The sequence below is a fragment of the Bradyrhizobium guangdongense genome (genome assembly GCF_004114975.1).
Classification (GTDB): domain Bacteria; phylum Pseudomonadota; class Alphaproteobacteria; order Rhizobiales; family Xanthobacteraceae; genus Bradyrhizobium; species Bradyrhizobium guangdongense.
Map to the genome: position 1 here is coordinate 116,713 of NZ_CP030052.1, position 26,276 is coordinate 142,988.

General features: G+C 61.4%; 23 protein-coding genes and 6 pseudogenes. 21 read left to right on the forward strand and 8 right to left on the reverse strand.

Translation table 11 applies throughout. The annotated features are described in order from the left end of the window. Positions 1 to 10 precede the first annotated feature (10 nt). From X265_RS36180 to X265_RS36240, 13 genes are all read left to right on the forward strand, one after another. Positions 11 to 1,993 carry a conjugal transfer protein TraG gene (locus tag X265_RS36180; RefSeq protein WP_128955108.1) on the forward strand — a complete coding sequence of 661 codons (1,983 nt, stop codon included), beginning with the start codon at positions 11 to 13 and terminating at the stop codon, positions 1,991 to 1,993. A 7-nt stretch (positions 1,994 to 2,000) separates the two neighbouring features. Continuing rightward, a complete protein-coding gene (locus X265_RS36185; RefSeq protein WP_128929814.1) occupies positions 2,001 to 2,429 on the forward strand; it encodes a ribbon-helix-helix domain-containing protein in 429 nt (142 codons plus the stop codon). Positions 2,430 to 2,630: 201 nt separating this feature from the next. Next, a complete protein-coding gene (gene trbB / locus X265_RS36190; RefSeq protein WP_128930183.1) occupies positions 2,631 to 3,551 on the forward strand; it encodes a P-type conjugative transfer ATPase TrbB in 921 nt (306 codons plus the stop codon). A gap of 47 nt (positions 3,552 to 3,598) precedes the next feature. Beyond that, entirely contained in the window at positions 3,599 to 3,868 is a 270-nt protein-coding gene (locus X265_RS36195) for a TrbC/VirB2 family type IV secretion system protein (protein ID WP_232995658.1), read from the forward strand. Beyond that, the gene (locus X265_RS36200; protein ID WP_128929816.1) at positions 3,868 to 4,131 is read left to right on the forward strand and encodes a VirB3 family type IV secretion system protein; all 264 of its coding nucleotides are present in this window, start codon (positions 3,868 to 3,870) and stop codon (positions 4,129 to 4,131) included. The genes X265_RS36195 and X265_RS36200 overlap by 1 nt, the downstream gene beginning before the upstream one ends. Positions 4,132 to 4,142: 11 nt before the next feature. After that, positions 4,143 to 6,584: a conjugal transfer protein TrbE gene (trbE, locus tag X265_RS36205; protein ID WP_128929817.1), complete on the forward strand. Its 2,442-nt coding sequence runs from the start codon at positions 4,143 to 4,145 to the stop codon at positions 6,582 to 6,584. After that, a complete protein-coding gene (trbJ, locus tag X265_RS36210) occupies positions 6,581 to 7,312 on the forward strand; it encodes a P-type conjugative transfer protein TrbJ (protein WP_128929818.1) in 732 nt (243 codons plus the stop codon). The genes trbE and trbJ overlap by 4 nt, the downstream gene beginning before the upstream one ends. Next, a complete protein-coding gene (trbK-alt, locus tag X265_RS36215; RefSeq protein WP_128955109.1) occupies positions 7,312 to 7,686 on the forward strand; it encodes a putative entry exclusion protein TrbK-alt in 375 nt (124 codons plus the stop codon). The genes trbJ and trbK-alt overlap by 1 nt, the downstream gene beginning before the upstream one ends. After that, positions 7,683 to 8,912 carry a P-type conjugative transfer protein TrbL gene (gene trbL / locus X265_RS36220; protein WP_128929820.1) on the forward strand — a complete coding sequence of 410 codons (1,230 nt, stop codon included), beginning with the start codon at positions 7,683 to 7,685 and terminating at the stop codon, positions 8,910 to 8,912. Before trbK-alt ends, trbL begins: the two co-directional genes overlap by 4 nt. Before the next feature lie 458 nt (positions 8,913 to 9,370). After that, a complete protein-coding gene (trbF, locus tag X265_RS36225; protein WP_128929821.1) occupies positions 9,371 to 10,054 on the forward strand; it encodes a conjugal transfer protein TrbF in 684 nt (227 codons plus the stop codon). 32 nt (positions 10,055 to 10,086) lie between these two features. Then, a complete protein-coding gene (gene trbG, locus X265_RS36230; protein WP_128929822.1) occupies positions 10,087 to 11,034 on the forward strand; it encodes a P-type conjugative transfer protein TrbG in 948 nt (315 codons plus the stop codon). Beyond that, on the forward strand, positions 11,031 to 12,239 hold the full coding sequence (locus X265_RS36235) for a TraB/TrbI/VirB10 family type IV secretion system protein (protein ID WP_128929823.1): 1,209 nt from the start codon (positions 11,031 to 11,033) through the stop codon (positions 12,237 to 12,239). Before trbG ends, X265_RS36235 begins: the two co-directional genes overlap by 4 nt. A gap of 4 nt (positions 12,240 to 12,243) precedes the next feature. Continuing rightward, positions 12,244 to 12,480: a DUF2274 domain-containing protein gene (locus X265_RS36240; protein ID WP_128929824.1), complete on the forward strand. Its 237-nt coding sequence runs from the start codon at positions 12,244 to 12,246 to the stop codon at positions 12,478 to 12,480. On the opposite strand, the gene X265_RS36245 is transcribed toward X265_RS36240, so the two are convergent. The 3 genes from X265_RS36245 to X265_RS36255 form a co-directional block, all read right to left on the reverse strand. Further along, entirely contained in the window at positions 12,450 to 13,415 is a 966-nt protein-coding gene (locus X265_RS36245) for a LysR family transcriptional regulator (protein WP_128929825.1), read from the reverse strand. The two genes, X265_RS36240 and X265_RS36245, sit on opposite strands and share 31 nt — an antisense overlap. Before the next feature lie 59 nt (positions 13,416 to 13,474). Next, the gene (locus X265_RS36250) at positions 13,475 to 14,107 is read right to left on the reverse strand and encodes an acyl-homoserine-lactone synthase (RefSeq protein ID WP_128929826.1); all 633 of its coding nucleotides are present in this window, start codon (positions 14,105 to 14,107) and stop codon (positions 13,475 to 13,477) included. A gap of 81 nt (positions 14,108 to 14,188) precedes the next feature. Beyond that, positions 14,189 to 14,920, reverse strand: coding sequence for a LuxR family transcriptional regulator (locus tag X265_RS36255; RefSeq protein ID WP_128929827.1), 732 nt, complete (start codon positions 14,918 to 14,920; stop codon positions 14,189 to 14,191). A gap of 576 nt (positions 14,921 to 15,496) precedes the next feature. Here X265_RS36255 and X265_RS36260 point away from each other — a divergent pair. The 7 genes and pseudogenes from X265_RS36260 to X265_RS36290 all read left to right on the forward strand — a co-directional run. Beyond that, positions 15,497 to 16,912 (forward strand): amidase, encoded by a 1,416-nt coding sequence (locus tag X265_RS36260; protein WP_128955110.1) that lies wholly within the window; start codon positions 15,497 to 15,499, stop codon positions 16,910 to 16,912. Next, on the forward strand, positions 16,909 to 17,817 hold the full coding sequence (locus X265_RS36265; protein ID WP_128929829.1) for a 3-hydroxyacyl-CoA dehydrogenase NAD-binding domain-containing protein: 909 nt from the start codon (positions 16,909 to 16,911) through the stop codon (positions 17,815 to 17,817). Before X265_RS36260 ends, X265_RS36265 begins: the two co-directional genes overlap by 4 nt. Before the next feature lie 257 nt (positions 17,818 to 18,074). After that, a pseudogene (locus tag X265_RS36270) lies at positions 18,075 to 18,209 on the forward strand (transposase); the annotation flags it as partial. A gap of 159 nt (positions 18,210 to 18,368) precedes the next feature. Then, positions 18,369 to 19,830, forward strand: a pseudogene (gene istA / locus X265_RS36275) (IS21 family transposase). A gap of 11 nt (positions 19,831 to 19,841) precedes the next feature. Next, positions 19,842 to 20,343: pseudogene (locus tag X265_RS36280) on the forward strand (ATP-binding protein); the annotation flags it as partial. Between the two features lie 82 nt (positions 20,344 to 20,425). Then, positions 20,426 to 21,449 (forward strand): annotated as a pseudogene (locus X265_RS36285) (IS110 family RNA-guided transposase). Positions 21,450 to 21,714: 265 nt separating this feature from the next. Beyond that, positions 21,715 to 21,855, forward strand: a pseudogene (locus X265_RS36290) (ATP-binding protein); the annotation flags it as partial. A 6-nt stretch (positions 21,856 to 21,861) separates the two neighbouring features. On the opposite strand, the gene X265_RS36295 reads toward X265_RS36290, so the two are convergent. Continuing rightward, positions 21,862 to 22,221, reverse strand: a complete 360-nt coding sequence (locus X265_RS36295) for a hypothetical protein (RefSeq protein ID WP_128929830.1) — start codon at positions 22,219 to 22,221, stop codon at positions 21,862 to 21,864. 49 nt (positions 22,222 to 22,270) lie between these two features. After that, entirely contained in the window at positions 22,271 to 22,657 is a 387-nt protein-coding gene (locus tag X265_RS36300) for a recombinase family protein (protein ID WP_128929831.1), read from the reverse strand. A 510-nt stretch (positions 22,658 to 23,167) separates the two neighbouring features. Between X265_RS36300 and X265_RS36310 the strand changes: the two are divergent. After that, a pseudogene (locus X265_RS36310) lies at positions 23,168 to 23,287 on the forward strand (ATP-binding protein); the annotation flags it as partial. Between the two features lie 328 nt (positions 23,288 to 23,615). On the opposite strand, the gene X265_RS36315 reads toward X265_RS36310, so the two are convergent. From X265_RS36315 to X265_RS36325, 3 genes are read right to left on the reverse strand one after another with little or no spacing between them, the layout of a single operon-like run. Then, the gene (locus tag X265_RS36315; protein ID WP_128929832.1) at positions 23,616 to 23,855 is read right to left on the reverse strand and encodes a hypothetical protein; all 240 of its coding nucleotides are present in this window, start codon (positions 23,853 to 23,855) and stop codon (positions 23,616 to 23,618) included. After that, the gene (locus tag X265_RS36320) at positions 23,852 to 25,045 is read right to left on the reverse strand and encodes an IS91 family transposase (RefSeq protein ID WP_128929833.1); all 1,194 of its coding nucleotides are present in this window, start codon (positions 25,043 to 25,045) and stop codon (positions 23,852 to 23,854) included. The genes X265_RS36315 and X265_RS36320 overlap by 4 nt, the downstream gene beginning before the upstream one ends. Before the next feature lie 9 nt (positions 25,046 to 25,054). Beyond that, on the reverse strand, positions 25,055 to 25,915 hold the full coding sequence (locus X265_RS36325; protein ID WP_164935788.1) for a tyrosine-type recombinase/integrase: 861 nt from the start codon (positions 25,913 to 25,915) through the stop codon (positions 25,055 to 25,057). Positions 25,916 to 26,276: the final 361 nt, after the last annotated feature.

Genomic DNA, 26,276 nt, shown 5'->3' on the forward strand with positions numbered 1-26,276 from the left:
AGCCTTGTCGATGTCCGGAACCAAGATCTTGTGGGGGCAGCTCGTGGCTGTCGGCGCGATCGTCCTGCTCACGATCTGGAGCGCGACGGAGTGGACGGCCTGGCGCTTGGCCTTCCAACCCGAGCTCGGTCTGCCCTGGTTCAAGATGTATGGATTTGCGGTCTATTACCCGCCCGAGTTCTTCTGGTGGTGGTTCGTGTTCGACGCCTATGCACCTGACGTATTCACCGAGGGCGCCTACATCGCCGCCTCTGGAAGCTTTCTCTCCATCGCCGTGGCCATCGCCATGTCTGTCTGGCGCGCCCGGGAGGCCAAGGACGTTGCCACCTATGGCTCGGCCCGATGGGCCAAGCTTGAGGAGGTGAGGGCGGGAGGTTTGCTGAGCGCGGACGGGGTTGTGCTTGGCCGACTGGAGAAGAACGACCTGCGTCACGATGGGCCCGAGCACGTCCTCTGCTTTGCTCCAACGAGGTCCGGCAAGGGCGTCGGGCTCGTCGTCCCCTCGCTGCTGACATGGCCGCACTCGGCCATCGTGCACGACATCAAGGGTGAGAACTGGCAGCTCACAGCCGGGTTTCGGTCGAAGCACGGCCGTGTGCTGCTGTTCGATCCGACCAATGCCAGATCATCAGCCTATAATCCGCTTCTGGAGGTCCGGCGCGGGGAGTGGGAGGTCAGGGACGTCCAGAACGTCGCAGATGTGCTCGTAGACCCCGAGGGCTCGCTCGACAAGCGGAACCATTGGGAGAAAACCAGTCATTCCCTGCTCGTCGGGGCAATCCTTCACGTCCTCTATGCCGAGCCCAATAAGACGCTCGCCGGCGTCGCCGCTTTTCTATCGGATCCCAAGCGGCCGATCGAAACGACGCTGAACGCGATGATGACGACAGCACACCTCAAGGACCAGGGGCCGCATCCGGTCGTCGCCTCTACGGCAAGAGAGCTGCTGAACAAATCCGAGAATGAACGCTCGGGTGTGCTTTCGACAGCGATGTCCTTCCTCGGACTTTATCGGGATCCCGTCGTCGCCGAAGTGACAAGCCGCTGCGATTGGCGGATCGCCGACCTTATCGCAGACAACTGCCCCACCACGCTCTACCTGGTCGTGCCGCCCTCGGATATTTCGCGAACCAAGCCACTAGTCCGCTTGATCCTCAACCAAATCGGGCGGCGGATCACCGAGGACCTTCAGGATAAGGATCGCCGTCACCGCGTGTTGCTGATGCTGGATGAATTTCCAGCTTTGGGACGACTTGATTTTTTCGAGTCGGCACTGGCTTTCATGGCCGGCTACGGCATCAAGGCGTTCCTCATTGCCCAGTCGCTCAACCAGATCGAGAAGGCCTACGGCCCGAATAACGCGATCCTAGACAACTGTCATGTCCGGGTAAGCTTTGCGACCAATGATGAGCGCACCGCAAGGCGCGTCTCCGATGCGCTAGGCACGGCAACCGAAATACGCTCCATGAAGAACTACGCCGGCCATCGGCTCAACCCATGGCTCGGCCATCTCATGGTCTCTCGCCAAGATACCGCGCGGCCGCTTCTGACCCCGGGAGAGGTCATGCAGCTGCCGCCGTCAGAGGAGATCGTGATGGTGGCAGGCACTCCTCCAATCCGTGCGAGAAAAGTGCGCTACTACGAGGATGAGCGATTTGCCGAGCGCGTACTTCCCCCGCCAGATCCCGTCAAGATCCGAAGGTCTTCTCGCGCCGACAGCTGGTCAGGGCTGAAGGCCGCTATTCCCGATAAGACGCCCGCGGACATTGGCGGTGGCGACGCTGACACGGCCAATGGCGGACTGCGGCGAGAGCCCGAGCTTCCGGATCACCTCGCCATCGTTAAGGAAACGACGGAGGTCGCGCCGGCCGAGGAATTCGCCGTGCTGGAAGACGACGAAGATGCCGCGCGCCAGTCGCGCCTGCTGCGGCAGAAGATGCGCGGCGTTGCGCGGCAAGCCGCACTCGACCCGAATGATGGCATTGAATTGTGAGAAGATCATGCGCAACCGCATGAACGTCTACTTCCCTCCAGAGCTGTTGGCACAGATCACGGAACTTGCCGATCGAAAAAACATCTCACGCTCTGCAATCGTCGAGGCGGCAGTCAGCTCGTTCCTGTCCCCAGATGGCTCGGACCGGCGGGAAGCCGCCTTTTCGCGTCGTCTCGACAGGATATCGCGCCAAATGCAACGCCTCGAACGCGACCTCGGACTTACCGCTGAAACTCTGGCTCTGTTCGTGCGGTTCTGGTTGACAGTCACGCCCCCGCTTCCCTCCGACGCCCAGGCTGCCGCCCAAGCCAAGGGGCGTGAGCGCTTCGAGGGTTTTGTCGAGACGCTCGGCCGTCGCCTGCAAAAGGGGCAGAGTTTTCTGCGCGAGATTCCCGAAGATATCGTTCGGCAGCCGGCGGACGGAGACAGCAACTGACATCGGTTGTTGAGGCTTTGCGCCAATGTTTCTCTTTCTACGCTAGCCTACGATCCGACGAGCCACGTTGTTGCGTCATCTTCCATCGTGGTTTTTCTAATCGTCCCCATCTGAGGCGCTCGTGGGGGGCGCTCTCAAGCGAATGGGGCTCTCGTGATAATCCAGTCGGCTCAAGCGGAGGCGATCTCGCGCGGCGCGCGCATGCTGCGCAGCGCGCTCGGGCCTGCGGTCGCGCGCTATCTCGAAGACGATGCCGTCATCGAAGTGATGCTCAATCCCGATGGGCGGCTCTGGATCGACCGCCTGTCCGGCGGTTTGGAGGATACCGGCCAGCAGCTGTCACCTGCGGACGGGGAGCGCATCATTCGGCTGGTCGCGCATCATGTCGGTGCAGAGGTCCATGGAGCTGCTCCCCGGATCTCGGCCGAGCTGCCGGAAACCGGAGAGCGGTTCGAGGGATTGTTGCCGCCGGTCGTGGCTCGGCCGACCTTTGCGATCCGAAAGCCAGCGGTCGCTGTCTTTACGCTCGACGATTACGTCGCCGCCGGGATCATGCGCGCCGGTCAAGCCGCGATGCTGCGGGACGCCGTTGCCGGGCGACAGAACATCCTCGTCGCGGGCGGCACGTCGACAGGCAAGACCACGCTGACCAATGCGCTGCTGGTGGAGGTTGCCAAGACCTCCGACCGGGTCGTTCTGATCGAAGATACCAGGGAGCTGCAATGCCTGGCAGCAAACCTCGTGTCTCTGCGAACCAAGGACGGCGTGGTCTCGCTGTCTGACCTCGTGCGCTCTTCACTTCGGCTGCGGCCGGATCGAATTCCAATCGGTGAGGTCCGAGGCGCGGAGGCGCTCGATCTCCTCAAGGCCTGGGGCACGGGGCATCCCGGCGGCATCGGCACGATCCACGCAGGTTCTGCGCTCGGGGCGCTACGTCGCCTGGAGCAGCTCATCCAGGAGGCGGTCGTCACCGTCCCGCGCGCGCTCATTGCCGAGACCATCAATGTCATCGCCGTCCTTTCGGGGCGCGGCGCCGATCGCCGCCTTGCCGAGCTCGCCCGCGTCGAGGGCATCAGTGCGGGCGGCGACTACAGTCTTTCACCAGCAGGAGATCTCAAGTGAACCATCGCCTCCAGACTTCGCAAGCTTTCACCCTGGCCTTGATTGCCATGACCACGACCGCTACCCCCGTCATGGCCGCCGGCTCCAACATGCCCTGGGAGCAGCCGCTCAACCAGATTCTGCAATCGGTCGAGGGGCCTGTCGCCAAGATCATCGCGGTCATCATCATCGTGGTCACAGGCTTGACGCTGGCCTTCGGCGATTCGTCCGGCGGCTTTCGCCGGCTGATCCAGATCGTCTTCGGCCTGTCGATTGCCTTTGCGGCTTCGAGTTTCTTCCTGTCGTTCTTCTCGTTTGGCGGCGGCGTGGTGATCTGATGCAGGAGGGCGTCGCAGGCTTCCTCGTGCCGGTGCATCGCGCATTGACCGAACCGATCCTGATGGGCGGAGCGCCGAGAGCTGTTGCGATCGTCAATGGCACGCTCGCAGCGGCACTTGGATTGGGATTGCGCCTGTGGATCGCGGGCCTGCTGCTCTGGGCGCTCGGCCACGCCGCAGCTGTATGGGCCGCAAAGCGCGATCCCGCTTTCGTCGAGGTCGTACACCGCCACCTGCGAATTCCCGCTCATTTCGATCTTTAGGAACCTTTCCCATGTTGAATCTTGCCGAATATCGCAAGTCGAACACCCGCCTTGCGGACTTCCTTCCCTGGGCCGCGTTGGTCGATGAGGGCATTGTCCTGAACAAGGATGGCTCGTTCCAACGCACGGCCAAATTTCGCGGGCCCGATCTCGACAGCGCGGTACCGGCGGAGCTCGTCGCAGTCGCCGGCCGGCTCAACAATGCGCTGCGCCGCCTTGGCTCGGGCTGGGCGGTCTTCGTCGAAGCCCAGCGTCACTCCGCGGGAGCATACCCGCCGAGCATGTTCCCGGACGTCGCCTCCGCGCTCGTTGACGCCGAGCGCAAGGCCCAGTTCGAGGAGGAGGGCGTCCACTACGAGTCGAGCTACTATCTTACGCTCCTTTATCTTCCGCCGCCGGAAGATGCCGCAAGGGCCGAGCGGCTTCTCTATGAGGGCTGCGCTCGCAACGAAGATGCCGATGCGCGGCAGGTGCTGGCTGGCTTCGTTGATCGGACGGCGCGCCTCCTGCAGTTGATCGAAGGCTTCATGCCCGAATGCCGCTGGCTCGATGACAGCGAAACACTGACCTATCTTCACGCGACGATCTCGACAAAGCGCCATCGTGTCCGCGTCCCGGAGATCCCGATGTACCTGGACGCTCTGCTGGCGGATCAGCCGCTCTCGGGAGGGCTGGAGCCGATGCTGGGAGCGGCGCATTTGCGGGTGCTCACGATCGTCGGCTTCCCGACCGCCACGACCCCTGGGATTCTTGATGACCTCAATCGGCTTGCCTTCTCCTATCGCTGGTCGAGCCGAGCCATCATGCTCGACAAGCTAGAAGCCACAAGGCTGCTAACCCGAATTCGCCGGCAGTGGTTCGCCAAGCGGAAGTCTATTGCCGCGATCCTGAAGGAGGTGATGACGAACGAAGCATCCTCGCTGCTGGATACCGATGCGCACAACAAGGCGATGGACGCGGACGCCGCGCTCCAGGAACTTGGATCCGACGAGATCGGAGAGGCCTTTGTCACCGCCACTGTCATCGTTTGGGATCTGAATGCAAGGGCGGCCGACGAAAAGCTACGCCAAGTGGAAAAGGTCATTCAGGGTCGCGATTTCACCTGCATGGTCGAGACGGTCAATGCCGTCGAGGCGTGGCTCGGCAGCCTCCCCGGCCATGTCTACGCCAATGTTCGGCAGCCTCCGATCTCCACCTTGAATCTCGCGCACATGATTCCTCTCTCTGCCGTCTGGGCAGGCGAGGCGAGGGACCAGCACTTCAACGCGCCGCCGCTGCTCTTTGGCAAGACGGAAGGCTCGACGCCATTCCGCTTCTCCCTTCACGTTGGCGACGTCGGGCATACTCTTGTTGTGGGACCGACCGGCGCCGGCAAATCGGTTCTGCTCGCGTTGATGGCCCTTCAGTTCCGCCGCTATCCCGGCTCGCAGGTGTTCGCGTTCGATTTTGGCGGCTCGATCCGGGCGGCCGCGATCGCCATGGGCGGCGATTGGCACGACCTTGGTGGCGCGTTGTCGGCCGATGATGGCGCACCGATCGCATTGCAGCCGCTGGCCTGGATCGACAATCCCGCCGAACGGGCCTGGGCGACTGACTGGGTGGCCGCTCTTCTTACACGAGAGAAGGTCGATCTTTCTCCAGAAGGCAAGGACCATCTGTGGTCGGCCCTGACCTCGCTTGCCTCGGCACCGGTACCCGAGCGGACGCTAACCGGGCTTTCTGTCCTTCTGCAGTCGAACGTCCTCAAGCGCGCTCTCCAGCCCTATTGTCTGGGTGGGCCCTATGGGCGGCTGCTGGATGCAGAATTCGAGCGGCTTGGGGAAGCCTCAGTCCAGGCATTTGAGACCGAAGGACTGATCGGAACGGGGGCTGCGCCGGCCGTACTCGCTTATCTTTTTCACCGGATCGGTGACCGGCTCGACGGCAGGCCTACATTGATCATCGTCGACGAGGGGTGGCTAGCGCTCGATGATGCCGATTTCGCAGGACAGTTGCGGGAGTGGCTGAAGACGCTCCGAAAAAAGAACGCCTCGGTGGTGTTTGCCACCCAGTCCCTTTCCGACATCGACGGCTCGGCAATCGCCCCCGCAATCATCGAGAGCTGCCCGACGCGGCTGCTCTTGCCAAACGAGCGCGCGATCGAGCCGCAGATCACAGCCATCTATCGCCGGTTCGGGCTCAATGATCGCCAAATCGAACTCCTGAGCAGGGCAACGCCGAAGCGCGACTATTATTGCCAGTCTCGCCGAGGCAACCGCATGTTCGAGCTTGGCCTCGGCGAGGTCGCACTCGCCTTTACAGCCGCATCAGCCAAGTCCGATCAACTCGCAATCGAGCACCTGGTCGCCGAGCACGGCGCCGAGGGGTTTCTAGCGGTCTGGCTTGAGCACCGCGGAGCAAGCTGGGCTATCGACCTCATCCCGAATCTGAAAAATCTGGAGTCATCACGATGAGCCTTCGACGCTTGCGTTTCGCCATCACGATCCTTGTTGCATCGGCTTTTTCTAGCGGCACAGCGCGTGCCCAGTGGATTGTGTTCGATCCCAACAATTACGTTCAGAACGTGTTGACCGCCGCTCGCGAGCTGCAGCAGATCAGCAACCAGATCACCTCGCTGCAAAACGAAGCGCAGATGCTGATCAACCAGGCAAAAAACCTGGCGAGCCTGCCCTATTCTTCGCTTCTGCAGCTTCAGACCTCCATCCAGCGCACCCAGCAGCTCCTTGGTCAGGCGCAGCACATCGCCTACGACGTCCAACAGATCGACCACGCCTTTGCCACAAGCTATGCGCCGGCAACAAGCAGCCAGTCCGATGCCGCGCTGTTTGCGGGAGCGCAGGCGCGCTGGCAGAACTCCGTCGGAGCGCTTCAGGACGCTCTTCGCCTCCAAGCCGGCGTTGTGGGCAACCTCGACACCAATCGCATTCAGCTGTCCGCCCTGGTGAGCTCGAGCCAGAGCGCCAGCGGCGCGCTCCAGGCAACCCAGGCCGGTAATCAGCTCCTCGCTCTTCAGGCCCAACAGCTCGCCGATCTCACCGCGACCGTCGCGGCCCACGGCCGGGCACAGGCTCTCGAAGCAGCCCAACGCGCAGCGGCCCAAGACCAGGGCCGCGAACAGCTGCAGCGCTTTCTGACTCCTGGGCCCGGCTATCAATCCTCCAACGTACAGATGTTTCACTGATGAGGGATCCGAAAACTATCAAGGCGGTGTCGATCGCAATCACCGTCTTTGGCGGCATAGTGGCGATCATCGCATGCACGCTCACGCTGCAGAATCATGCGGGTGAGCTCGAACACCAGCCGATGACCGCCCAAATACCGAGTGTGCACGAGGCTGACCTGATCCGTTGCCGTGCCGTGACATCCACGCAAACTGATGCCTATGAGACTTGCCGGAAGGTCTGGGCAGAAAGCCGCCGGAGCTTCCTTGGGCAGAAGACGGACTCGAAGGGTTCGTCAGTTGGCTCTTCGGCGGAAGAGGCTTTGGAAGCAAAGGATCAGAGCCGATTGCCTCAAGGCTATCTAGCCCGTCCTGCGGTAGGGGGCGACCAATGACCGGCACGGGCATCATCGACCAATTCCTGGAGACTTTTACACGCTACATCGACAGCGGCTTTGGTCTCGTGGGCGGGGAGGTCGGTTACCTCGCAACGACCCTCGCTGCGATCGACATCACGCTTGCAGCGTTGTTCTGGAGCTGGGGCGCGGACGACGACATCATCGCGCGGCTGGTCAAGAAGACGCTCTTCGTCGGGGTTTTTGCTTACCTGATCGGAAATTGGAACAGTCTCGCCCGTATCGTCTTCGAGAGCTTTGCGGGCCTTGGGCTGAAGGCCTCCGGCACCAGCTTGTCGGCCGGCGATTTCGTGCGGCCGGGCAAGATCGCGCAGGTGGGCCTCGATGCAGGCCGTCCGCTCCTGGACTCGATCTCCAGCCTGATTGGCTACATCAGCTTTTTCGAGAACTTCGTCCAGATCGTGGTTCTGTTGTTTGCCTGGGCAATCGTGCTTCTTGCCTTCTTCATTCTGGCCGTTCAGCTTTTCGTGACACTGATCGAGTTCAAACTCACTACATTGGCCGGATTTGTGCTGATTCCCTTCGGCCTGTTCGGCAAGACCGCCTTTGCGGCAGAGCGCGTCCTCGGCAACGTGGTCTCATCAGGCATCAAGGTGCTGGTGCTGGCTGTGATTGTCGGCATCGGCTCAACACTGTTTTCGCAATTTACGTCGGGCTTCAACGGCGCCCAACCGACCATCGAAGATGCCATGACATTGGTTCTTGCGGCGCTCTCGCTGTTGGCGTTGGGGATCTTCGGACCGAGCATCGCAAGCGGGCTGGTCTCCGGTGGGCCGCAACTCGGCGCAGGATCTGCGGTCGGTACAGCACTTGCCGCAGGCGGCGCCGCGGTGGCGACAGCCGGGCTTGCTGCAGGTGCGGCAGGTCTCGCCGGCGGAGCGCTCGTGGGCGCCGGCAGGATGGGCGCAAGCGCTGTCACGGGCACCGCAGCGGCATATCGCAGTGGCGGCCTCACGGGCGTCGCAAATGCGGCCGCCTCTGCAGCAGCAAGTCCACTTCGCAGGATGGCCTCGACGGTTGGCGGAGGCGGTCAATCGACGAGCACTTCAGCTCAGACCGCGAGCGGTAGCCCCACTTGGGCTCAGCGCATCAAGCAAGGTCAGGGCCTTGATCGGGGGGTATCGGCGGCAGTTCATGCAGTCAAATCCGGCGATCCCGGTGGCAGCGGCAGCTCGGTCGATCTCTCCCAGGAAGAGCGCCGATGAGAGGGATTTCCGAGAACGGCGCATGGCCGTCGAACTCCGCTCGGCCTGTTCCGATGATCAGCTGTTCTCGTGGGTCCTCTGCAGTGCGTCGGCTGGGTCGTCAATGCGTCATTCAAGCCTCTCGCATTCTGTCCTTGACGCTGACGCCAGCTCTGATCTGGCAAGCGATCCATGGCCAGATCCCGTCCGACACGTCGCTGCGCCAACGGCCCCTTCTTCTCGGTGTCGCGGGTGCGAAGGCAGGATTGGGCTCGGTTCTTTTGCCGCGCAATCCGGCGCAGCTCCCGGAAGTAAGGGGACTCAGTCGCAGCATTCGCCGCCGGCGGTGCAGAAGCTGCCACATCGTACGGTGCTTGTGCGTGTTCGCGCGCGTGATCCGCATCGAGCAGCCGACATGAGCAAAACGCCGTCTGCTGCCGGCTCGCTACGATGGATCAGGGATACTCAGGGGAAGTTCAATGTTTAAGAGATCAGCAACGCATTATGGCCGCGCGCCGGCGGCACTCACCCCTTATCAGAAGGCAGGTCAAGTCTGGGACGAGCGCATCGGCTCGGCCCGCCTGCAGGCGAAGAACTGGCGCTTGATGGCGTTCGGCTGCCTTGCTCTGTCTTGCAGCCTTGCCGGCGGGCTGATCTGGCAATCGACACAAGGAACGATAACGCCGTGGATCGTCGAGGTCGACCGGCTCGGTCAAGCTCAGCGGGTCTCGCCTGCAAGTTCCGACTACGACCCGACGGATCCACAAATTGCCTGGCACCTGGCGCGGTTCATCGAAGATGTGCGCGCCCTGCCATCCGATGCCATCGTGCTGCGGCAGAATTGGCTCCGGGCCTACGACTTCACGACCGATCGCGGGGCCGTCGCACTCAATGAATATGCCAGGGCAAACGACCCATTCGCCGGGCTCGGCAAGGCGCAGATCTCGGTGGAAGTCTCCAGCGTCATACGGGCCTCGCCCGACAGCTTTCGTGTCGCATGGATTCAGCGCGCTTACGAGAACGGCTCGCTCGCCTCGACCGAGCGATGGACAGCCATCCTGAGCATCGTCATCCGAACGCCGCGTGATGCCGATCGGCTGCGCAAAAATCCTCTCGGAATCTATGTGAATTCGATCAATTGGTCCAAGGAGTTGGGGCAGTGAAAGTATATCCTTGCGAGTTCAGGACAGCGCCAATGAAGAGGGGCATCACTTCCGCAGCCGTCATGCTTGGCTGCATGCTCAGCGGCTGCTCGACCTTCATTCCACCCGAAATCAGCTATGACACAGATGTGCCGCCGCTGCCTGTGGCGGCAGCGCCGGCGGATGATCGTCCGCGTCCCCTGCATGTGCCTCCATCCTGGAAGCCGTCGCTTGGCGGCAAGCCGGGCACCAAGGAGGATGTCGAGCCGGTCAACCGGATCGAAATCGCCAACAGTGCGGCGCGCGTCGAGCCGAGGCGGAGAGGCTATTTCAACGCCGCACAGATCTACAGCTATAGCCCGGGCGCGCTCTATCAGGTCTATGCCGCGCCGGGACAGATCACCGACATTGCTCTTGAGGAGGGGGAGCAGTTGACCGGCTCCGGCCCGCTCGCAGCCGGCGACACCGTGCGATGGGTCATCGGCGACACCGAAAGCGGCAGCGGCGAGGAGCGCAGGGTGCACGTGCTGGTCAAGCCGACGCGCGCCTCCATCGAAACCAACCTCGTGATCAATACTGATCGGCGCACCTATCTCCTCGAGCTCCGCTCGCGCGAGAAGCCCTACATGCCATCGGTCGCGTGGTACTATCCGCAAGATCGGATCAAGCGGCAGCAATTGACTCCTGTTCCGCTGCTCCCAGAGCTTGCACAACGGCGCTTTCGGTATGCGATCGAGGGGGACAATCCGCCGTGGCGCCCCCTTGCAGCCTACGACGACGGCCGAAAAGTCTACATCGAGTTCTCGCAAGGTATCGTCCAAGGCGAAATGCCGCCGCTGTTTGTGCTCGGGCCTGACGGTAAGAGCGAAATCGTCAATTATCGCACCTTTGGCAGCGTCCTGATCGTCGACCGCCTGTTTGCGGCTGCCGAACTGCGGCTTGGTGGAGAACATCAACAAAAGGTTAGGATCGTCCGCACCGACGGGAGGTTTTCGTCATGACGGAAGAACACCGCGAAGATGAGACCTCCCCGGACGGCGAACAGGAGACAGGTGAGCTCGAGGATGGGTTTCGGCTCCGGCCCGAATACCCGAGCGTCACCCGCTTGTCTCGCAAGGTGCTGCTGACCGGATCCGCGCTCTGCCTGGCGCTGGTCGCCGCGGCGGCGACGTGGGCGCTCCAGAAACAACGGCCGCGTGAGGCCGCTTCCGAGGAGCTCTATCTGGCTGAGCGTCACAATGTTGCTGAGAGCGTCACAGCGTTGCCGCCGGACTACTCGAAGGTCACCCCTCCTGTCCCCCAGCTTGGTCCACCTCTTCCCGGCGATCTCGGCAGACCAATCCTGGCCGCCAAAGGCCAGATCGCCGCGCCAGGCGCTGCGGCCGACCAGGAACAGCAACGCCGTGACCAGGAACAAGAGGCGGCTCGTGTAAGCCGACTGTTCGCCTCTACCAATGTGAGGGACACGGCAGCGTCGAGCGGAGCCCAAGCAGGTGGCGCCAATGCTCCCTCCCTGATCCCCAGCAGCGAGGATGGGTCACTGCAAAACGCTCAGGACCGGAAGCTCGCCTTCGTAAATGCGGCCACCGATCGACGAACGACCAGTCCAGACCGCCTCGTGAAGGCGCCATCACCTTACGTGGTGCAGGCCGGATCGGTTATCGCCGGGGCCCTGATCACCGGCATTCGCTCCGATCTGCCTGGAATGATCACAGCTCAGGTAAGCGAGAATGTTTATGATACGCCCACCGGGCGCTTTCTCCTCATCCCCCAGGGCGCCAGACTGACTGGCATCTATGACAGTCAGGTGAGCTTCGGCCAGAGCCGCGTGCTGCTCGTTTGGACCCGGTTGATCATGCCGAACGGCCGCTCGGTCGTCTTGGAGCGCCAACCGGGGACAGACACGCAAGGCTATGCCGGCCTTGAAGATCAGGTTGACAACCATTGGGGTGAGCTGTTCAAGGCGGCGGCGCTGTCGACCTTCCTGGCTGTTGGCTCGGAAGCGGGTGCAGGTTCCGATGCGAGCAATAGCAACAGCGCAATCATTGGTGCCCTCAGGCGCGGTGCATCAGATTCGCTGAACCAGGCCGGCCAACAAGTGGTCCGCCGTAGCCTCAATATCCAGCCGACCTTGACGATACGCCCGGGTTACCCGGTCCGCGTCCTGGTCAACCGTGATCTCATTCTTGAACCTTATAGAGGCTAGCCGCATGCCTAAATTGAAGATTGCAGCGCTTGTGGACGATCGGCCTGTCAAAATGACGGTCGAACTCGCGGCCCATGTTCACCGGGATTTGCACGTCTATGCCGATGTGCTGGCGAAGCAAACCGGACAGGCCGTCGAACCTGCCAAGCTCATTGGCCCGATGTTGGCGCGCTTCATGGCGACAGACCGGGCTTTTGCGAAATCAAAACGTCAAGCCCGCTCTTCCCCTCCTGAAGAATAACATTCTCTCAGAAGGGCTAGGAAGTGGGCGACAACAGATCTTTCATCGCCGGTTCTGACATGAGCTGACATTGTGATCCGACTGGGTCCCCTTGCGTCGTGCAGTTCGCGATACACCACCCCTGGGAATCCGGCGTGAGCTTCGGATGCCAATAACGGCGTGACGCCGCGGCCAATGCTGACGAGACTGGTCAGCTTGCTGCGGCTCACGTCGCAGGCTTCGATTAAGGCCCCGTTTCCATGAGCCGCCAGTTTGCAGACCAGAAGGTCTTCGACTTCTCTTGCGGGATCATCGCGGCTGACGAGAACGGTTCGACTGTGCAGATCGGCGCAGGAGACCGACTCGTTCTGAGCTAACTCATCATTCTTGGCGAGTGCGATGAGAATACCTTCACGCCATAGGGGAAAGGCCGCCGTGAGCAGCATGGAAGATAGACCGTCTGGCGCGATGGCGATATCGAGCGAGCCCGTCTGAAGCGCGATCAGGAGTTCCGGCATGACGCGTTCAAGGACGGCGACCTTGATTTCCGGATAACGGCTTTGAAACTCGGCGATCGCAGGTGTTATTCGTCCTGCGGAGACGAATGGGCAGAAGCCGATAGCCAGGTGATCCGCCCGCTTGGACAGGGTCAAGACTGTCGCCTTCGATAATGAATCGACCTGCTCGATGATAAGCTTTGCCGTCCTCAGGAATGTCGTACCAGAGGCTGTTGGATTCATCCCGTATCTCGATCGCTCGAACAAGCGGGTACCAACCAGGCATTCCAATCGTCCGATCGCCCGACTGATGGCCGAGTGTTCGACACCCAGCACCCTGGCTGCGCTCCGAATGCTGCCCGCTTCATTGACTGTCACAGCAACGCGCAGATGTTGTAAACTTATTGGATTGGATATTGGTCGCTGTGTCTGACAGGCAAGGTGGTCGATTGGAGGCATTTACAAATCAAGGTGCGGCGATTTAAGTCGGATGAGTTCTGCGGGCAGCGAGCCGGCAGTCAGGCGGCGTGCGACAGGACTGGAGTCCAGAGAACTGGGCCGGCGAGTCCACCGGCCGCACGTATCCTGTCCAAAGCATTGAGCGTGATTTCCAGGTGGCCGGCGACAGCAAGCGTGTTTCCAATTTCACAAGGCGATGCAATCCGGCGAAGCGGCCATCCTGCGCGCCTCAGAATTCGCTCCATCCGGACGTCGGTGACTGTGACGATGCTCGTGAGCTGTCGAGACAGACCAAACTCAATCATGCCCGCGAAGAGTTCGTAAGTTGCCCTCGCAAGCCCGTGTGCCGCCTTCGGAGCATCTGAAGGAAGATCAACTGCAAAGCGGCTGCTCTCCCACACATGAGGATCCGATGGGGCAGGGCACTTTCCCAGGAGCACAGAAAAGGTGTCGCGGATCATCGTCGGGCCGGTTGTCGGCAAAAGGCGAACCGACCCCTGCACCAGTCCCTCGACCGACGTTTGGACGAGATATACCGGACCTAGCGCGTCAAACTCGTCGGTCTCCATCTCGCCGGAACTGTGAACGCTCCAATCTAATCTTTGCTTGAAGACGCGATGCCGCAGCCTGTGCATGGCCGCTAGCGTTTGGGAGAACGCGCCGTGAAATGGTTCGGCAATCAGTTGAATCATGACCCCTCCTGTCCGGATTTCGACTATATGGGAGAGCCGGGTGCAAATGGCACCACGTACAACTAGAGGGGCGGCGCGGCCCTAATCTTGCCTAACTGCCTTAGCAGCGCCAAGTCGTGAAGTCGCTTCGGCCAATGTCCTCACGCCCAGCTTGTTCTTTGCATTATTCAAATAGGACTTCACGGTATTTGGCGATATCTGCAGGATCTGCCCAATCTCCCATGTGGTCTTGCCCTTTGCGACCCAGTCGAGGCACTCCATTTCGCGACGTGAGAGTTCAACGTTAGCGATCATCAGTTCATGAGAAAGCTTTTGCCGCACGCGCCGGTCGAAAGAAATGGCCATGAACTGGAGGACCTCCGAGCGGCGCTCTATGCTCAATTGAAATGCTCGGTCATTCTGGTCGGTGGCAAACGTCAAGGCGGCCATGGAGGCGCCGTTGTGGATTGGAACGGTGAATCCCAATCGGATCCCACACTGAGCAGCTTCGTCGAGCAAGCTTCGCTGCGCCCGAGAAATCAATCTATGAGGTTCCCTGTGGTCCCAGCTAAAGGGCTCCGTGGTCTCCAGCGCACGCTCGATAATGGGGTCGAGGCGCTCATAGTGACTGCGCACATAATGCGCAACCCAATTGGCGGGATACGTGGAAATCACGAGGGCGTTCTCACCCCGTCTCTTCGGCCAGGCCAGATAAGCCAAACATGGCAGCTCAAGTGCGCGTCCGGTGACCGCCAAGGCGTCGCTAAAGCCATCAGCGTGGTTCGCGTTGATCAGCAGATTGAGAAAATTTTGGAAGATACGGTGCGTGCTCATTCGCATACGATTCGGTAGAGAAGATGAGCGACGTTACGAGTCCCTTTGCTGCGTAAAGGCAAGTTGTTCGAAAGTCTCGCGACGTCACACTGTTAACCGACCAGCGATCGAGCTGCACCTATTCAGCTCACGTCCACTTTCGACACGGCGCAACCGACATCACTGTTCTGGGCGGTTCTGTAGGCGAGAACCGCCAAAGAGCGCAAGGACGACAAGCCCTGATAGTTTGGCGGTCATCTTCCACACACGCAACTACACTTAGAGGCCGCAGTCCTGCGCTCATCGCAGAATTTGGCAGGATAAATGCGCGTACGCCGGGATTCTTCGCGGATTTACTCCCAAAGTGGTCCTACGTTCTCTACGGCAGGCGAGGCGGGGCTGAGGAAAAGCTAAGAGATAATTTTTCGTAGGCAGACGGGGCCGTGCGCGTCAAGCGCCGCCCAGCGTTCTGCTCGCCGTCCAGTTGGAGACTTTTCTATGCGTCGTCGAAGCGGCCTTTCGAAAATGCCTACACTTTTGCGATCATTGCTCTCGATCGCCAACTAAGGGGACGACGGCAAGAGACGGGGTTCTGAAGTGCATGAATTGATCAGGCAGACCGCCTGCAGTGTTGTCGAAAAATTGCGGAATGGCGAAGTAAGCCCCCTGGAGCTGCTGGACGCGCTGGAGCAGCGGATCGGGCAAGTCGACGGCAAGCTTAACGCGCTGCCCATCCTTTGTTTTGATCGCGCGCGCACACATGCTCGTACGCTGATGGAGCGACCTACCGGCGCACGTGGGCTGCTGGCCGGTCTTCCCGTTCCCATCAAAGATCTGATTGACGTTGCCGGCACTCGCAACACACAGGGCTCCCCGATCTTCAGGAACAAAATAGCTGAGACGTCGGACATCTTGGTCGAGCGCATCGAGCAGAATGGTGGTGTTGTTTATGCAAGATCGAACACCCCCGAGTTCGGAGCGGGGGCCAACACGGTCAATGAACTCTTCGGAGCAACGCTCAATCCGTGGAATCCAGCTCGCTCTGCTGCTGGCTCGTCCGGAGGTGCCGCGGTTGCGATCGCCGCCGGCATGGCTTGGGTTGCGCATGGCTCTGACATGGGGGGCTCACTCCGAAATCCGGCGAGCTTTTGCGGTGTAGTGGGTCTTCGGCCGAGCTTGGGCCGAGTGGCCCGAACTCCCAAATCTAAAATCGACCGCAACCTCGGCATACACGGACCAATGGCGCGCAATGTCGAGGACGTTGCGCTCCTGTTGGACGCAATGAGTGGTGAGCATCCTGCCGATCCACTGTCCTTGCCGGCACCCGCAGAATCGTTCCTGACGACCACGCGCACGGCAAAGAGACCAAGACGGGTTGCCTATTCGGCCGATCTGGGCATTACACCCGTGGATCCTCAAATTGTGGAAATTACCCGCGGCGCTGCAGCGCGCTTCGTCGAACTTGGTGTAATCGTCGAAGAAGCTCACCCCGATCTTCGAGAAGCTCAAGAGTGCTTCCACGTTCTCCGCGCATTCGATTTCGCTATTAGCAAAGCTGCTCTACTTCGAAGCCATCGCGATCTGCTCAAGCCGGACGTCGTTTGGAACATCGAAGAAGGGCTGAAGCTTTCTATCGAGCAACTCGAACGCGCCGAGGAGCAGCGAGTTGCCATGGTGGTGCGCGTACTTAAGTTTTTCGAGAAGTACGATCTTCTCTTGACGCCGGCAACAATCGTAGAGCCTTTCCCCGTGGCCAACAGCCACGTCATGGAGTGCGACGGCAGACAATTTGAGAATTACGTGGATTGGGTTGCCATCGCTTTTGCAATCACCCTCGTCTGTTGCCCCGCGATGTCTCTGCCCTGCGGTTTCACGAGTTCCGGCCTTCCGGTAGGCTTGCAAATGGTCGCTCCCCCTCGAGCCGACGGGCAGTTATTGGCCGGTGCTAAACTGCTTGAAGATAGTTTGGGGCTACTCGGCAGTACGCCGATCGATCTGGGGCTCGCAACATGAATGGCACAATCGCGGTTCTCGGCTGCGGGCTTATAGGCCAAAGCTGGTCGGCGCTATTCACTGCCTATGGTTATGACGTCGTCGGCTGGGATCCAGCGCCAAAATCGCAGTCCCTGTTGCAAGAAGCGATTTCTCGATGTCAGAAGCAGGTTTTTCGTCCCTCGGAACTTGAATCAGGCCTTGGTTCCTTTCGCCTTGTCGAGACACCGGAACAGGCGGTTTCCGACGCCTTTTGGGTTCAGGAAAACGCACCCGAAGTGCTCGAGTTAAAAGGAGAGCTCTACGGCCGCGTTGAGGCGGCAGCCCATCCCGATACGGTACTCGCAAGCAGTACATCCTCTCTAACTTGGTCACAGCTTGCCACCAGCCTAAAACGAACCTCGCGATTCATTACTGCTCATCCCTTCAATCCTCCACACATCATGCCGCTAGTGGAGATTTATGGGGCCGATGCTGATCTTCGGACGACGGCTGTGTCGTTCTTTCGCGGGCTCGGCCGCGAGCCAGTTCTTTTAGCCCGCGACGTAGTAGGGCACATCGCCAACCGGCTTGCTTCAGCACTCTGGCGTGAAGCGGTCAACTTAGTCGCCGAGAATATTGCTGATGTCGCCGCTGTCGACGCGGCGCTCGTGCATGGACCTGGGCTGCGCTGGTCAGTGGTCGGTGCACATATGGCCTACCACCTTGGTGGGGGTCCTGGGGGAATTGAGCATTACCTGCGACATCTCGGGCCTAGCCAGGAACGCCGATGGGCCACGCTAGGTCAGCCACAGCTTACTCCCGATGTCTGTACCCGTCTGGTCGCTGGCGTCCATGCAGAGGCGGATGGCAGATCGATTTCCGAATTAGAAGGTGAACGTGATCGCGCACTCTTGAGACTCCTTGCCGCGCGGAGTTCAATTTAAGCATATGGACAAGCTCAGCGTGGGTTGACTTCAGCGACAATTGGAAGACAACCTGTACATCCGAGCCGGCGCTCGCAGGACTGACGCGCCGTTGACATTGGCCAAAGCTGTTGCCTGACGGCGCTATCAAGCGTGAATTGCACCAAACAATCATCATTGCCAAGCCGCCGACGGCGCGTGGCACGCTCCCTCAGTCTGAGCTGCTGCCGGTTTGATGGACACCGAGATTAGGTGTTTCATGAAGCCGGAGGTGGGCGATGAAGAGACGGAAGTTTAGTCGCAAGTTCAAGATCTAGGCGGTCAAGCTGGTCCGGAAACGCGGGGTGTCGGTGGCACAAGCCGGCCGCGACCTGGACGTTCATGAGAACGTTCTGCGCAAATGGGTCAAGGAGTTCGGCTGCTGATTCCGCTTGATGTCGCCCACCATTCCGGGATGATGTCGCCCGGGGTATCGCAAGAGCGAACCCGGGGTGACGAGGCCTCTTCTGGCTCCGATACGGTCCCGCCTTTCGTTGCGAAGGGGGACCTGGATGCCGACGGAGAGGCTTGCGATGCGCCATGTGCGCGATGTGATCAGATTGAAGTCGGCTGGGATGCCGACCCGCGAGATTGCGCGGCGGTTGGGGACGGTGCCTTCGACGGTGCGGTTGACGATCCGCCGGTTTGAAGCGGCGGGGCTGACCTGGCCATTGCCCGACGGCATCACCGACGCTGTGCTGGAAGCCCGGTTGTTCGCCAGCGCGGGAGCCGGTCTCGGCACCCGGCGTGGCCATCGCCGGCAGGCGGAGCCGGACTGGGCGGCGGTGCACCGCGAGCTCCGGCGCACGCACGTGACGCTGTCGATCCTGTGGGAGGAGTACATCGCGGGCGAACCCGGCGGGTATCGCTATTCGCGGTTCTGCGAGCTCTACCGGGCCTGGGAAGGCCGGCTGTCGGCGACGATGCGCCAGTCGCATGCAGCCGGCGACAAGCTGTTCGTCGATTATGCGGGCGACGGCGTGCCGGTGGTGATCGACCGGTTTACCGGCGAGCGGCGCACCGCGCAGATCTTCGTCGCGGTGCTCGGCGCATCGAGCTTCACCTGCGCGCAGGCGACCTGGACGCAGGGGCTCGCCGACTGGATCGATGGCCACGTCGGCGCCTTCGAGGCGATCGGCGGCGTGCCGGCACTGCTGGTGCCGGACAACACCAAGGTCGCCGTGATCAAGGCCTGCCTGTACGATCCGCAGATCAACCGCAGCTACGCCGACATGGCGGCGCAATACGGCACCGCCATTCTGCCGGCCAGGCCCACGGCGGCCACGGGACAAGGCCAAGGTCGAGCAGGCGGTCCTCATGGTCGAGCGCTGGCTGCTCGGACGGCTGCGCCATCGGACCTTCCACAGCCTCGCCGAGGTCAACGCGGCGATCGCCGAGTTAATGACCCGGCTCAACGAGGAGCGACCGATCCGGCGGCTCGGCGTGACCCGCCGCAAGCTGCTGGAGGAGATCGACCGGCCGGCACTCAGGGTCTTGCCGGAGAGCCCTTACGTGTTCGCCGAGTGGCGGATCTGCCGGGCCAGCATCGACTACCACGTCGAGGTCGAGGCGCATTACTACAGCGTCCCGCATCGCTTCGTCCGCGCCGAGGTCGAGGTGCGCTTCACCGCCCGCACCGTGGAGATATTCCACAAGGGCGAGCGGATCGCCGCGCATCAGCGCATGAGCGGCAACCACAAGCACACCACCGTGCCGGAACACATGGCGTCCAGTCATCGGCGCTACGCCGGCTGGACCATCGAGCGCATCCGCAAGGAGGCCGCCGCGATCGGGCCGGCCACCGCCGCGCTGTGCGACCTGATCCTCGATGAACGCACGCACCCCGAGCAGGGCTTTCGCACATCGGCGCGCACCTACGGCTCAGTCAAATCGATCCTCGCCAACAATCTCGATCGGCGGCCTTCACCCAAGCGGCCCGCGGACGACGCGCCGATCCTCCATCCCAACAACCGCGGGCCGCGCTACTACAACTAGGAGATCACGCCTTGCTCACGCATCCGCCCCTCGATCAACTCTACACGCTCGGCCTGCATGGCATGGCGAAGGCGCCTTCGCCGACATCGAAGCCGGCGGCGAGGCCGCAAGCCTCGGCCACGCCGAATGGCTCGCGCTCCTGCTCGAACGCGAAGCGTCGCTGCGACGCGACAAGCGGCTGTCGAAGCGGCTGCAATACGCCAAGCTGCGCCAGGAGGCCTGCGTCGAGGACATCGACTATCGCACCCCGCGCGGCCTCGACCGCAGCCTGCTGACGATGCTGGTCGAAGGGCAATGGATCGACGACCACGCCACCTTTTGATCTGCGGGCCCTCCGGCGTCGGTAAGAGCTGGCTCGCCTCAGCGCTCGGCAACAAGGCCTGCCGCGACAATCGCTCCGTGCTTTATCAGCGCGTCCCACGGCTGTTTAGCGATCTCGCTTTGGCGCGCGGCGACGGCCGCCACTCCCGCCTGCTGCGCGCGCTTGGCCGCGTCGATCTCCTCATCTTTGATGGTGTGGACGGCCTCACCTCAACGGCATCATAGTGCCAAGGCGTGGTCGCCAGAGCGCCACAAAGAAGGGGGACCGTCCGAGATGAAGTTTATTAGAATAGGCGTTGATCTCGCCAAGAACTATTTTCAGATTAATGCGCTGTCTAGTGAGGATGCACCAGCCGTAAAGCGCAAGCTGACGCGCCGGACGATGCGCGAGTTCTTCTCGAGGATCGAGCCGTGCCGCGTTGGCATGGAGGCTTGCGGCTCAGCCCACTATAGGGCGCGCGAACTGAAGGCCATGGGACACGATGTGTCTCTGATGCCGCCGGCCTACACAAAACCCTATGTCAAGCGAGGTAAGAACGATGCCGTCGATGCGGAAGCCATCTGTGAAGCGGTCTCGCGCCCTGCCATGCGTTTTGTGCCGATCAAGAGCGCTGATCAGCAAGCGACCCTGATGTGGCACAAGACGCGCGAGCTGCTGGTCAAACAGCGAACGATGAGCGTGAACGCTCTACGCGGCCATTTGGCCGAATTCGGTCTTGTCGTCGCCAAGGGCACCGGCCGCGTCGACGAGCCTTTAGGCCTCGCAGAAGGCGATGCGACTCTTCCCGACGCCGCTGTCCTGGCCGCGAGGGTTCTCGGTCAGCAAATTGATGCGCTCGGAGGCGCACTCGATGATTTGGAGAGGGAGATCGCCAAGGCTCACGCGCTCAGCGAGACGAGCCGTTCGCTCGGAGAAATTTCCGGCGTTGGCAAGCTTGTTGCCTCGGTAATTACAGCCAGTGTACCAGACCCAAGCGTATTCAATTCGGGACGGGATTTTGCTGCCTGGCTGGGTCTGACGCCCAGGCAAATTTCAAGCGGGGGTAAACCAACTCTCGGAACCATCACCAAGGCGGGTAATCGATATATAAGGAAGTTACTCGTTCTCGGAGCAACATCGCTTCTAAACGTTGTGGAAAAACGCCGCGGCGGCTTGCGCGACTGGATTGTCGGGCTTTTGGCTAAAAAAGCCGGCGCGGCTTGTGACCGTCGCCCTCGCCAACAAGCTTGCTCGGATCATCTGGGCAATGATGAAAACCGGAGAATGCTTCCGCACCGAGATGTTCGCCAAACTTTGAGTGTCGGACAGCCGCATCGAAGAGTTATAAGCTTGGTAAGTGCAAGAAAGGCATGATGAAAGACAACGGTCGCCACCGAAAACCAGGAAAACCCGACCAGTCGTGTGAGCCTCAAAGCTCGCATCCTTGATGTGACCCCTTGGTTGTCGGACTTCATCAGGGCCAGCGGAGATATGATCCGCGCTAAACGCCGGACATACGATCGCAGCCGTCCAAGTCGTTCGAAGTGCCAAATTGTGCTTGCCATCAGAGGCCGTCCACATACGACGACTGGGGCCTCGAGCCGCTTGACGCCGCGGCCCGCCACGACCTCCTGGAGATCCTCGAGGACCGCTACGGCCGCGGCTCCACCATCGTCACCAGCCAGCTCCCGATCGATCAATGGCACGCGCTGATCGGCGAGCCGATGACTTCATGATGCCTCCTCCTTCGAACGCTTGGTGTGTTGTACTCGATTGCGAAGCTGACTGATTTGTTCGTCTGAGAGCTCGATCTGCCATGGCTGGCCTTTGGTTAACTGACGACCTGCCAGCATTCCGCGCGCGAGATAGTCGAATACCGTCTGCGGGGTTACTCCAAGCTCAGCCGCTGCGCCCTGAATCGAGAAGCTGCCGTCGGGCCAGCGCATCGGATTCTTGTCTACGCCGTTGATTTTGACCGTGGGAATGCCCCAGCGGGTGCGCAACAGCCGGACGTTCTCGCCTTTGAAAGCGCAGCCTCGGGCCGCGACAAAGCCTTCCTGATTGAGGATTGCCGCGATCTCGGCATCCATTTTATGTTCAGCATTCAACTCGACGATCCGTCGCCGCAACCGATCAATGTCAATGTAGTTGCGGTAGGTATGAACGCGCCGTTGTACGTGATGCTCGCTGGTTGTGGCGGTCTGCCAGACGACGGGCCAAGCGAGAAGCGTCGAGGCTCACCACAAGGCCGGCGTTGCCAAGGCCGATCTCGGCAATGAGCTTCTGGAAACCATGACGATCCACAGCGCCAGCTCCGGACTTGCCCAGATCCTCGTCAATGACCTGGACGCGCTCCGGCGGCCAGCCCAGACCGATGGCCCGATCGACGAGGCGGTACTGCAGCTCGGTGCTCTCCTGGTGCTGGCGCACCTGGTTCACGGATGACTGCCGCACGTAGACGTAGGCCAACTTGGCTCGGTGTGCGGTCGTGAGCCGCTCGTCAGCGACGGTCGAGCTGATCAGCACGACCCAGTCTCCTTCCGGCCGTGCCGGGAACCGCTTGCATTCGCCGCAGCAGCGTGGCGAGGATTTGAGCGATCTGGGTTTGCGTCGCGGTCGACAGATTCGGCCACAGGCGCGGAATGTCGGCCGTCGGACGGCGGGGTGGATTTGCCAATATCGGCAGGGGTCGATACGCAACGCGACCTGGAAGCGGTCGGTGGGTCATCGCGAATCACCTTCTCGTCGAGAAGGCTCAGACTCGCGCTCAAATGTTGCATCAATGGGATCAGCGTACGGGCACTGATGCGCGGCAGATCGGCGGCGTTCGGGCGAGGCGTGATCGGCGTCTCGACAAGATCCGTCGACGCGATCCGAACTGCCCGCGGCCGGCCGTCCGGCAGCGCGACAACGACGTAGGCGGGACCGCCCCCGACCGCTCCTTCAGCACCTCAAGCCGGTGCCCAAAAAGAAAATGATGCGGGTCAGTGATCGTGACGTGAGACACGACCCGTTCCAAAATAGGGGCACTCTGTTGTGTTTGGTGATCCCACCTACGCCGACGCCGTCCTCGACCGCCTGGTCCATAACGCCCACCGGATCGATCTGAACGGCGAAAGCATGCGGCGAACCCGCAAACCTGACCGAAAGGCCTGAGCCTGTGGCGCTGTGGACATGCCGCTACGCTTGGACAACGCAAGAGCGTTGCCCACATGCCCACAGCAGGAACAACAGAAAAACCCGCCCGTCGAGCCGCGATTCAAGATTGACCACGCGGCTTCGCCGATGCCAGAAACCAGACAGCCAGAACGCCTCGCGCCCCGGGCGACATCAAATCGGAATGGTGGGCGAGATCATCTCGGAATACTGGAGGGTTCAAATAGGTCCCGCGTCGCAGATCTCGCCGCAAGTCCAGCGCGGGACCTATTTGAAGCTGGATTGAACGAAGCCGCGTCTTGTGAGCGAGGACCTATGGGGGCTCGATCTAGGCGCCGGTAGGCGCGATTGACCCGATGTCGGGCCCGCGAGCGAGTGTGGCCGCAGATTGCCGTTGATATTGGCAGCAGAGGATGCCGGCGTCGATAGCGTCGAACGGCGCGTCAAGCCCAAGCGGCTGACTATCGCCCGTTCGCCGCGCGTTGTGAGCGTGCTTGATCGTTCCGACGGAGAACGTCGGCATGGCGATGCCTGCAGTGGGAGCGAACAAGTCGAGGTAGTCGGTCATGATGTATCGCAGCGAGGTGCTGCGCGTCGCGGCGTTTGCGCACGCGGCACAGGCCCAATCTCGACCATGCGGCCTCCGCAGATGGGGCACAAGTCGAGGCGGTGACCAATGAGGATGGCGCAGCGCTCACGATAGTCGACAGCTTCGGCAGGCGGAGGCGGCTCTGGCGCCTTTAGCGCCGCTCGGATGCGCGCGAGTTTGGCGACGCGGCAGGCGTTCGCCAGGAAGCCAAAATGACGGATGCGGCGAAACCCCTTCGGCAATACGTGGAGCAGAAAGCGACGAAGGAACTCCTCAGTGTCGAGCGTCATCACTTTGGATCTGTTGCCAGCGCGATAATCCTTCCACCGGAAGCGGACGTGGCCCTGGTCACAGGTAAGGAGCCGGCCGTTGGCGATTGCAACGCGATGGGTGTAGCGCCCGAGATAGGCCAGAACCTGTTCTGGTCCGCCGAAGGGACGCTTGGCGTAGACGACCCACTCGACCTTGCGGAGGGCGGTTAGATGGCGGGCGAATGCCGCTGGCTCGACGAGGTGCGCGAGATGGCCGAAGAACTGGAGCTTGGTGCCATTGAACGCCGCCTGCAGGCGCTCCAGGAACAGCCGACGATACAATCGTGACAGGACGCGAACGGGAAGGAAGAAGCCGGGGCGACAATGAACCCAGCTTCCATCAGGGGCGATCCCGCCGCCTGGCACGAGGCAATGGGCATGCGGATGATGCGTCAGGGTCTGGCCCCAGGTATGGAGAATGGCGATCATCCCGGTCTCGGCACCGAGATGCTTCGGGTCGGCGCTGATGAGACGGATCGTCTCGGCTGCTGCCTTGAGCAGGATGTCGTAGACCGCCGTCTTGTTCTGCAGCGCGATGGCGGCCACCGGCGCCGGCACGGTGAAGACGACATGGAAATAGGGGACCGGCAGCAGGTCGGCCTGGCGCTCGGCGAGCCATTGGGCGCGCGCGAGCGCTTGGCACTTTGGACAGTGCCGATCGCGACAGCTGTTATAGGCGACGCGGACCAGGCCGCAGTCGTCGCACCGCTCGACGTGGCCGCCGAGCGTCGCTGTGCGACACGCCTCGATGGCCGCCATCACACGGCGCTGATCGGAGGACAGCCGAGGACCCTGCGCGGCACGGAAGGCGCCGCCGTGGCGGCGGAGGATGTCCGCCACCTCGAGCACGGGGCGCATATGCGCAGCTCAGTCGGGTGGGATCACCCTGACGGAGAGTCCATCGAATGGGCTGGTCGTGCGGGCGAGCAGGTTGGTCGCAACCTGAGCGTAGCGCGCGGTCGATCCCAGGTCGGCATGTCCGAGCAGAACTTGAATGATGCGAATGTCGATCCCGCTTTCCAGGAGATGGGTCGCAAACGAGTGCCGGAGCGTATGGACAGTAATCGGCTTGGCAAGCCGAGCGCGGCGGCGGGCGGCGCGGCAGGCCGCCTGGACGCAGCGGACGCTGACATGTTCACTTGGGTCTTGGCCTGGAAATAGCCACAGCCCCGGTCGGGCTCGCATCCAGTACGTACGCAGAATCTCCAGCAGTCGCGGAGAAAGCATCGCGTAACGATCCCTGCCGCCCTTACCGTTCTCGATGTGGATCAACATTCGCTTGCTGTCGATCGAGCTCACCTTCAGGCGGACGACTTCACTAACCCGTAAGCCAGCCGCATAAGCCGTCGCCAGCACGACGCGATTGCGCACCCCTGTAACCGCGTCCAGGAAGCGCTCGATCTCTTCGGCACTAAGCACGAGCGGGAGCTTGTCGGGCTTCTGGCCACCAATGATCCGCTCGAATGCCTCCGTCTGCCCGAGTGTGACGCCGTAGAAGAACCGCAGCGCGCAGGCCACCTGATTGATGTGGGACCACGAGCGCTTTTGGCCGATGAGATGTAGTTGGTAGGCGCGGACCTGCTCGAAACTCAACCGGTCCGGGGCATAGCCGAAATGGCGGCTAAACTTTGCGATCGCATAGATATAGGATTGTTGAGTCGACGGCGACAGATTGCGGACCGTCATGTCCTCGATCATGCGCTGCCGAAGAGGGCTCATCGTAGCCATCTGGGTCTCCTGTCTTGAGAGGGGTGGTGCGAAGACCAACATCCTCTCAGACAGGACACCTCAGTTCAGCAGGTTTGCCCCCTACTGCCGCGTAGCGGGTTCGTTCAATCCTGGGCGAGATCAAATCGGTACACCCCGGCGAGATCATTGGAATCAGCAAGTTCGGCTCCGACCCGGTGCAGGCCTTTCCCGGTCACGGGCAGATGAAGCCGGAGCAGCAGGAGATCGAGCGGCTGCGCCGTGAGGTCGCCAAGCTGAAGGCCGAGCGGGATATCCTAAATAACTGTCCAGCGTCGTGGCGCGCCTGCGCGGGATAGAAACAGCCTTGTGCTATCCTTTAGCTCGGAGGGTAGCGGCCGTC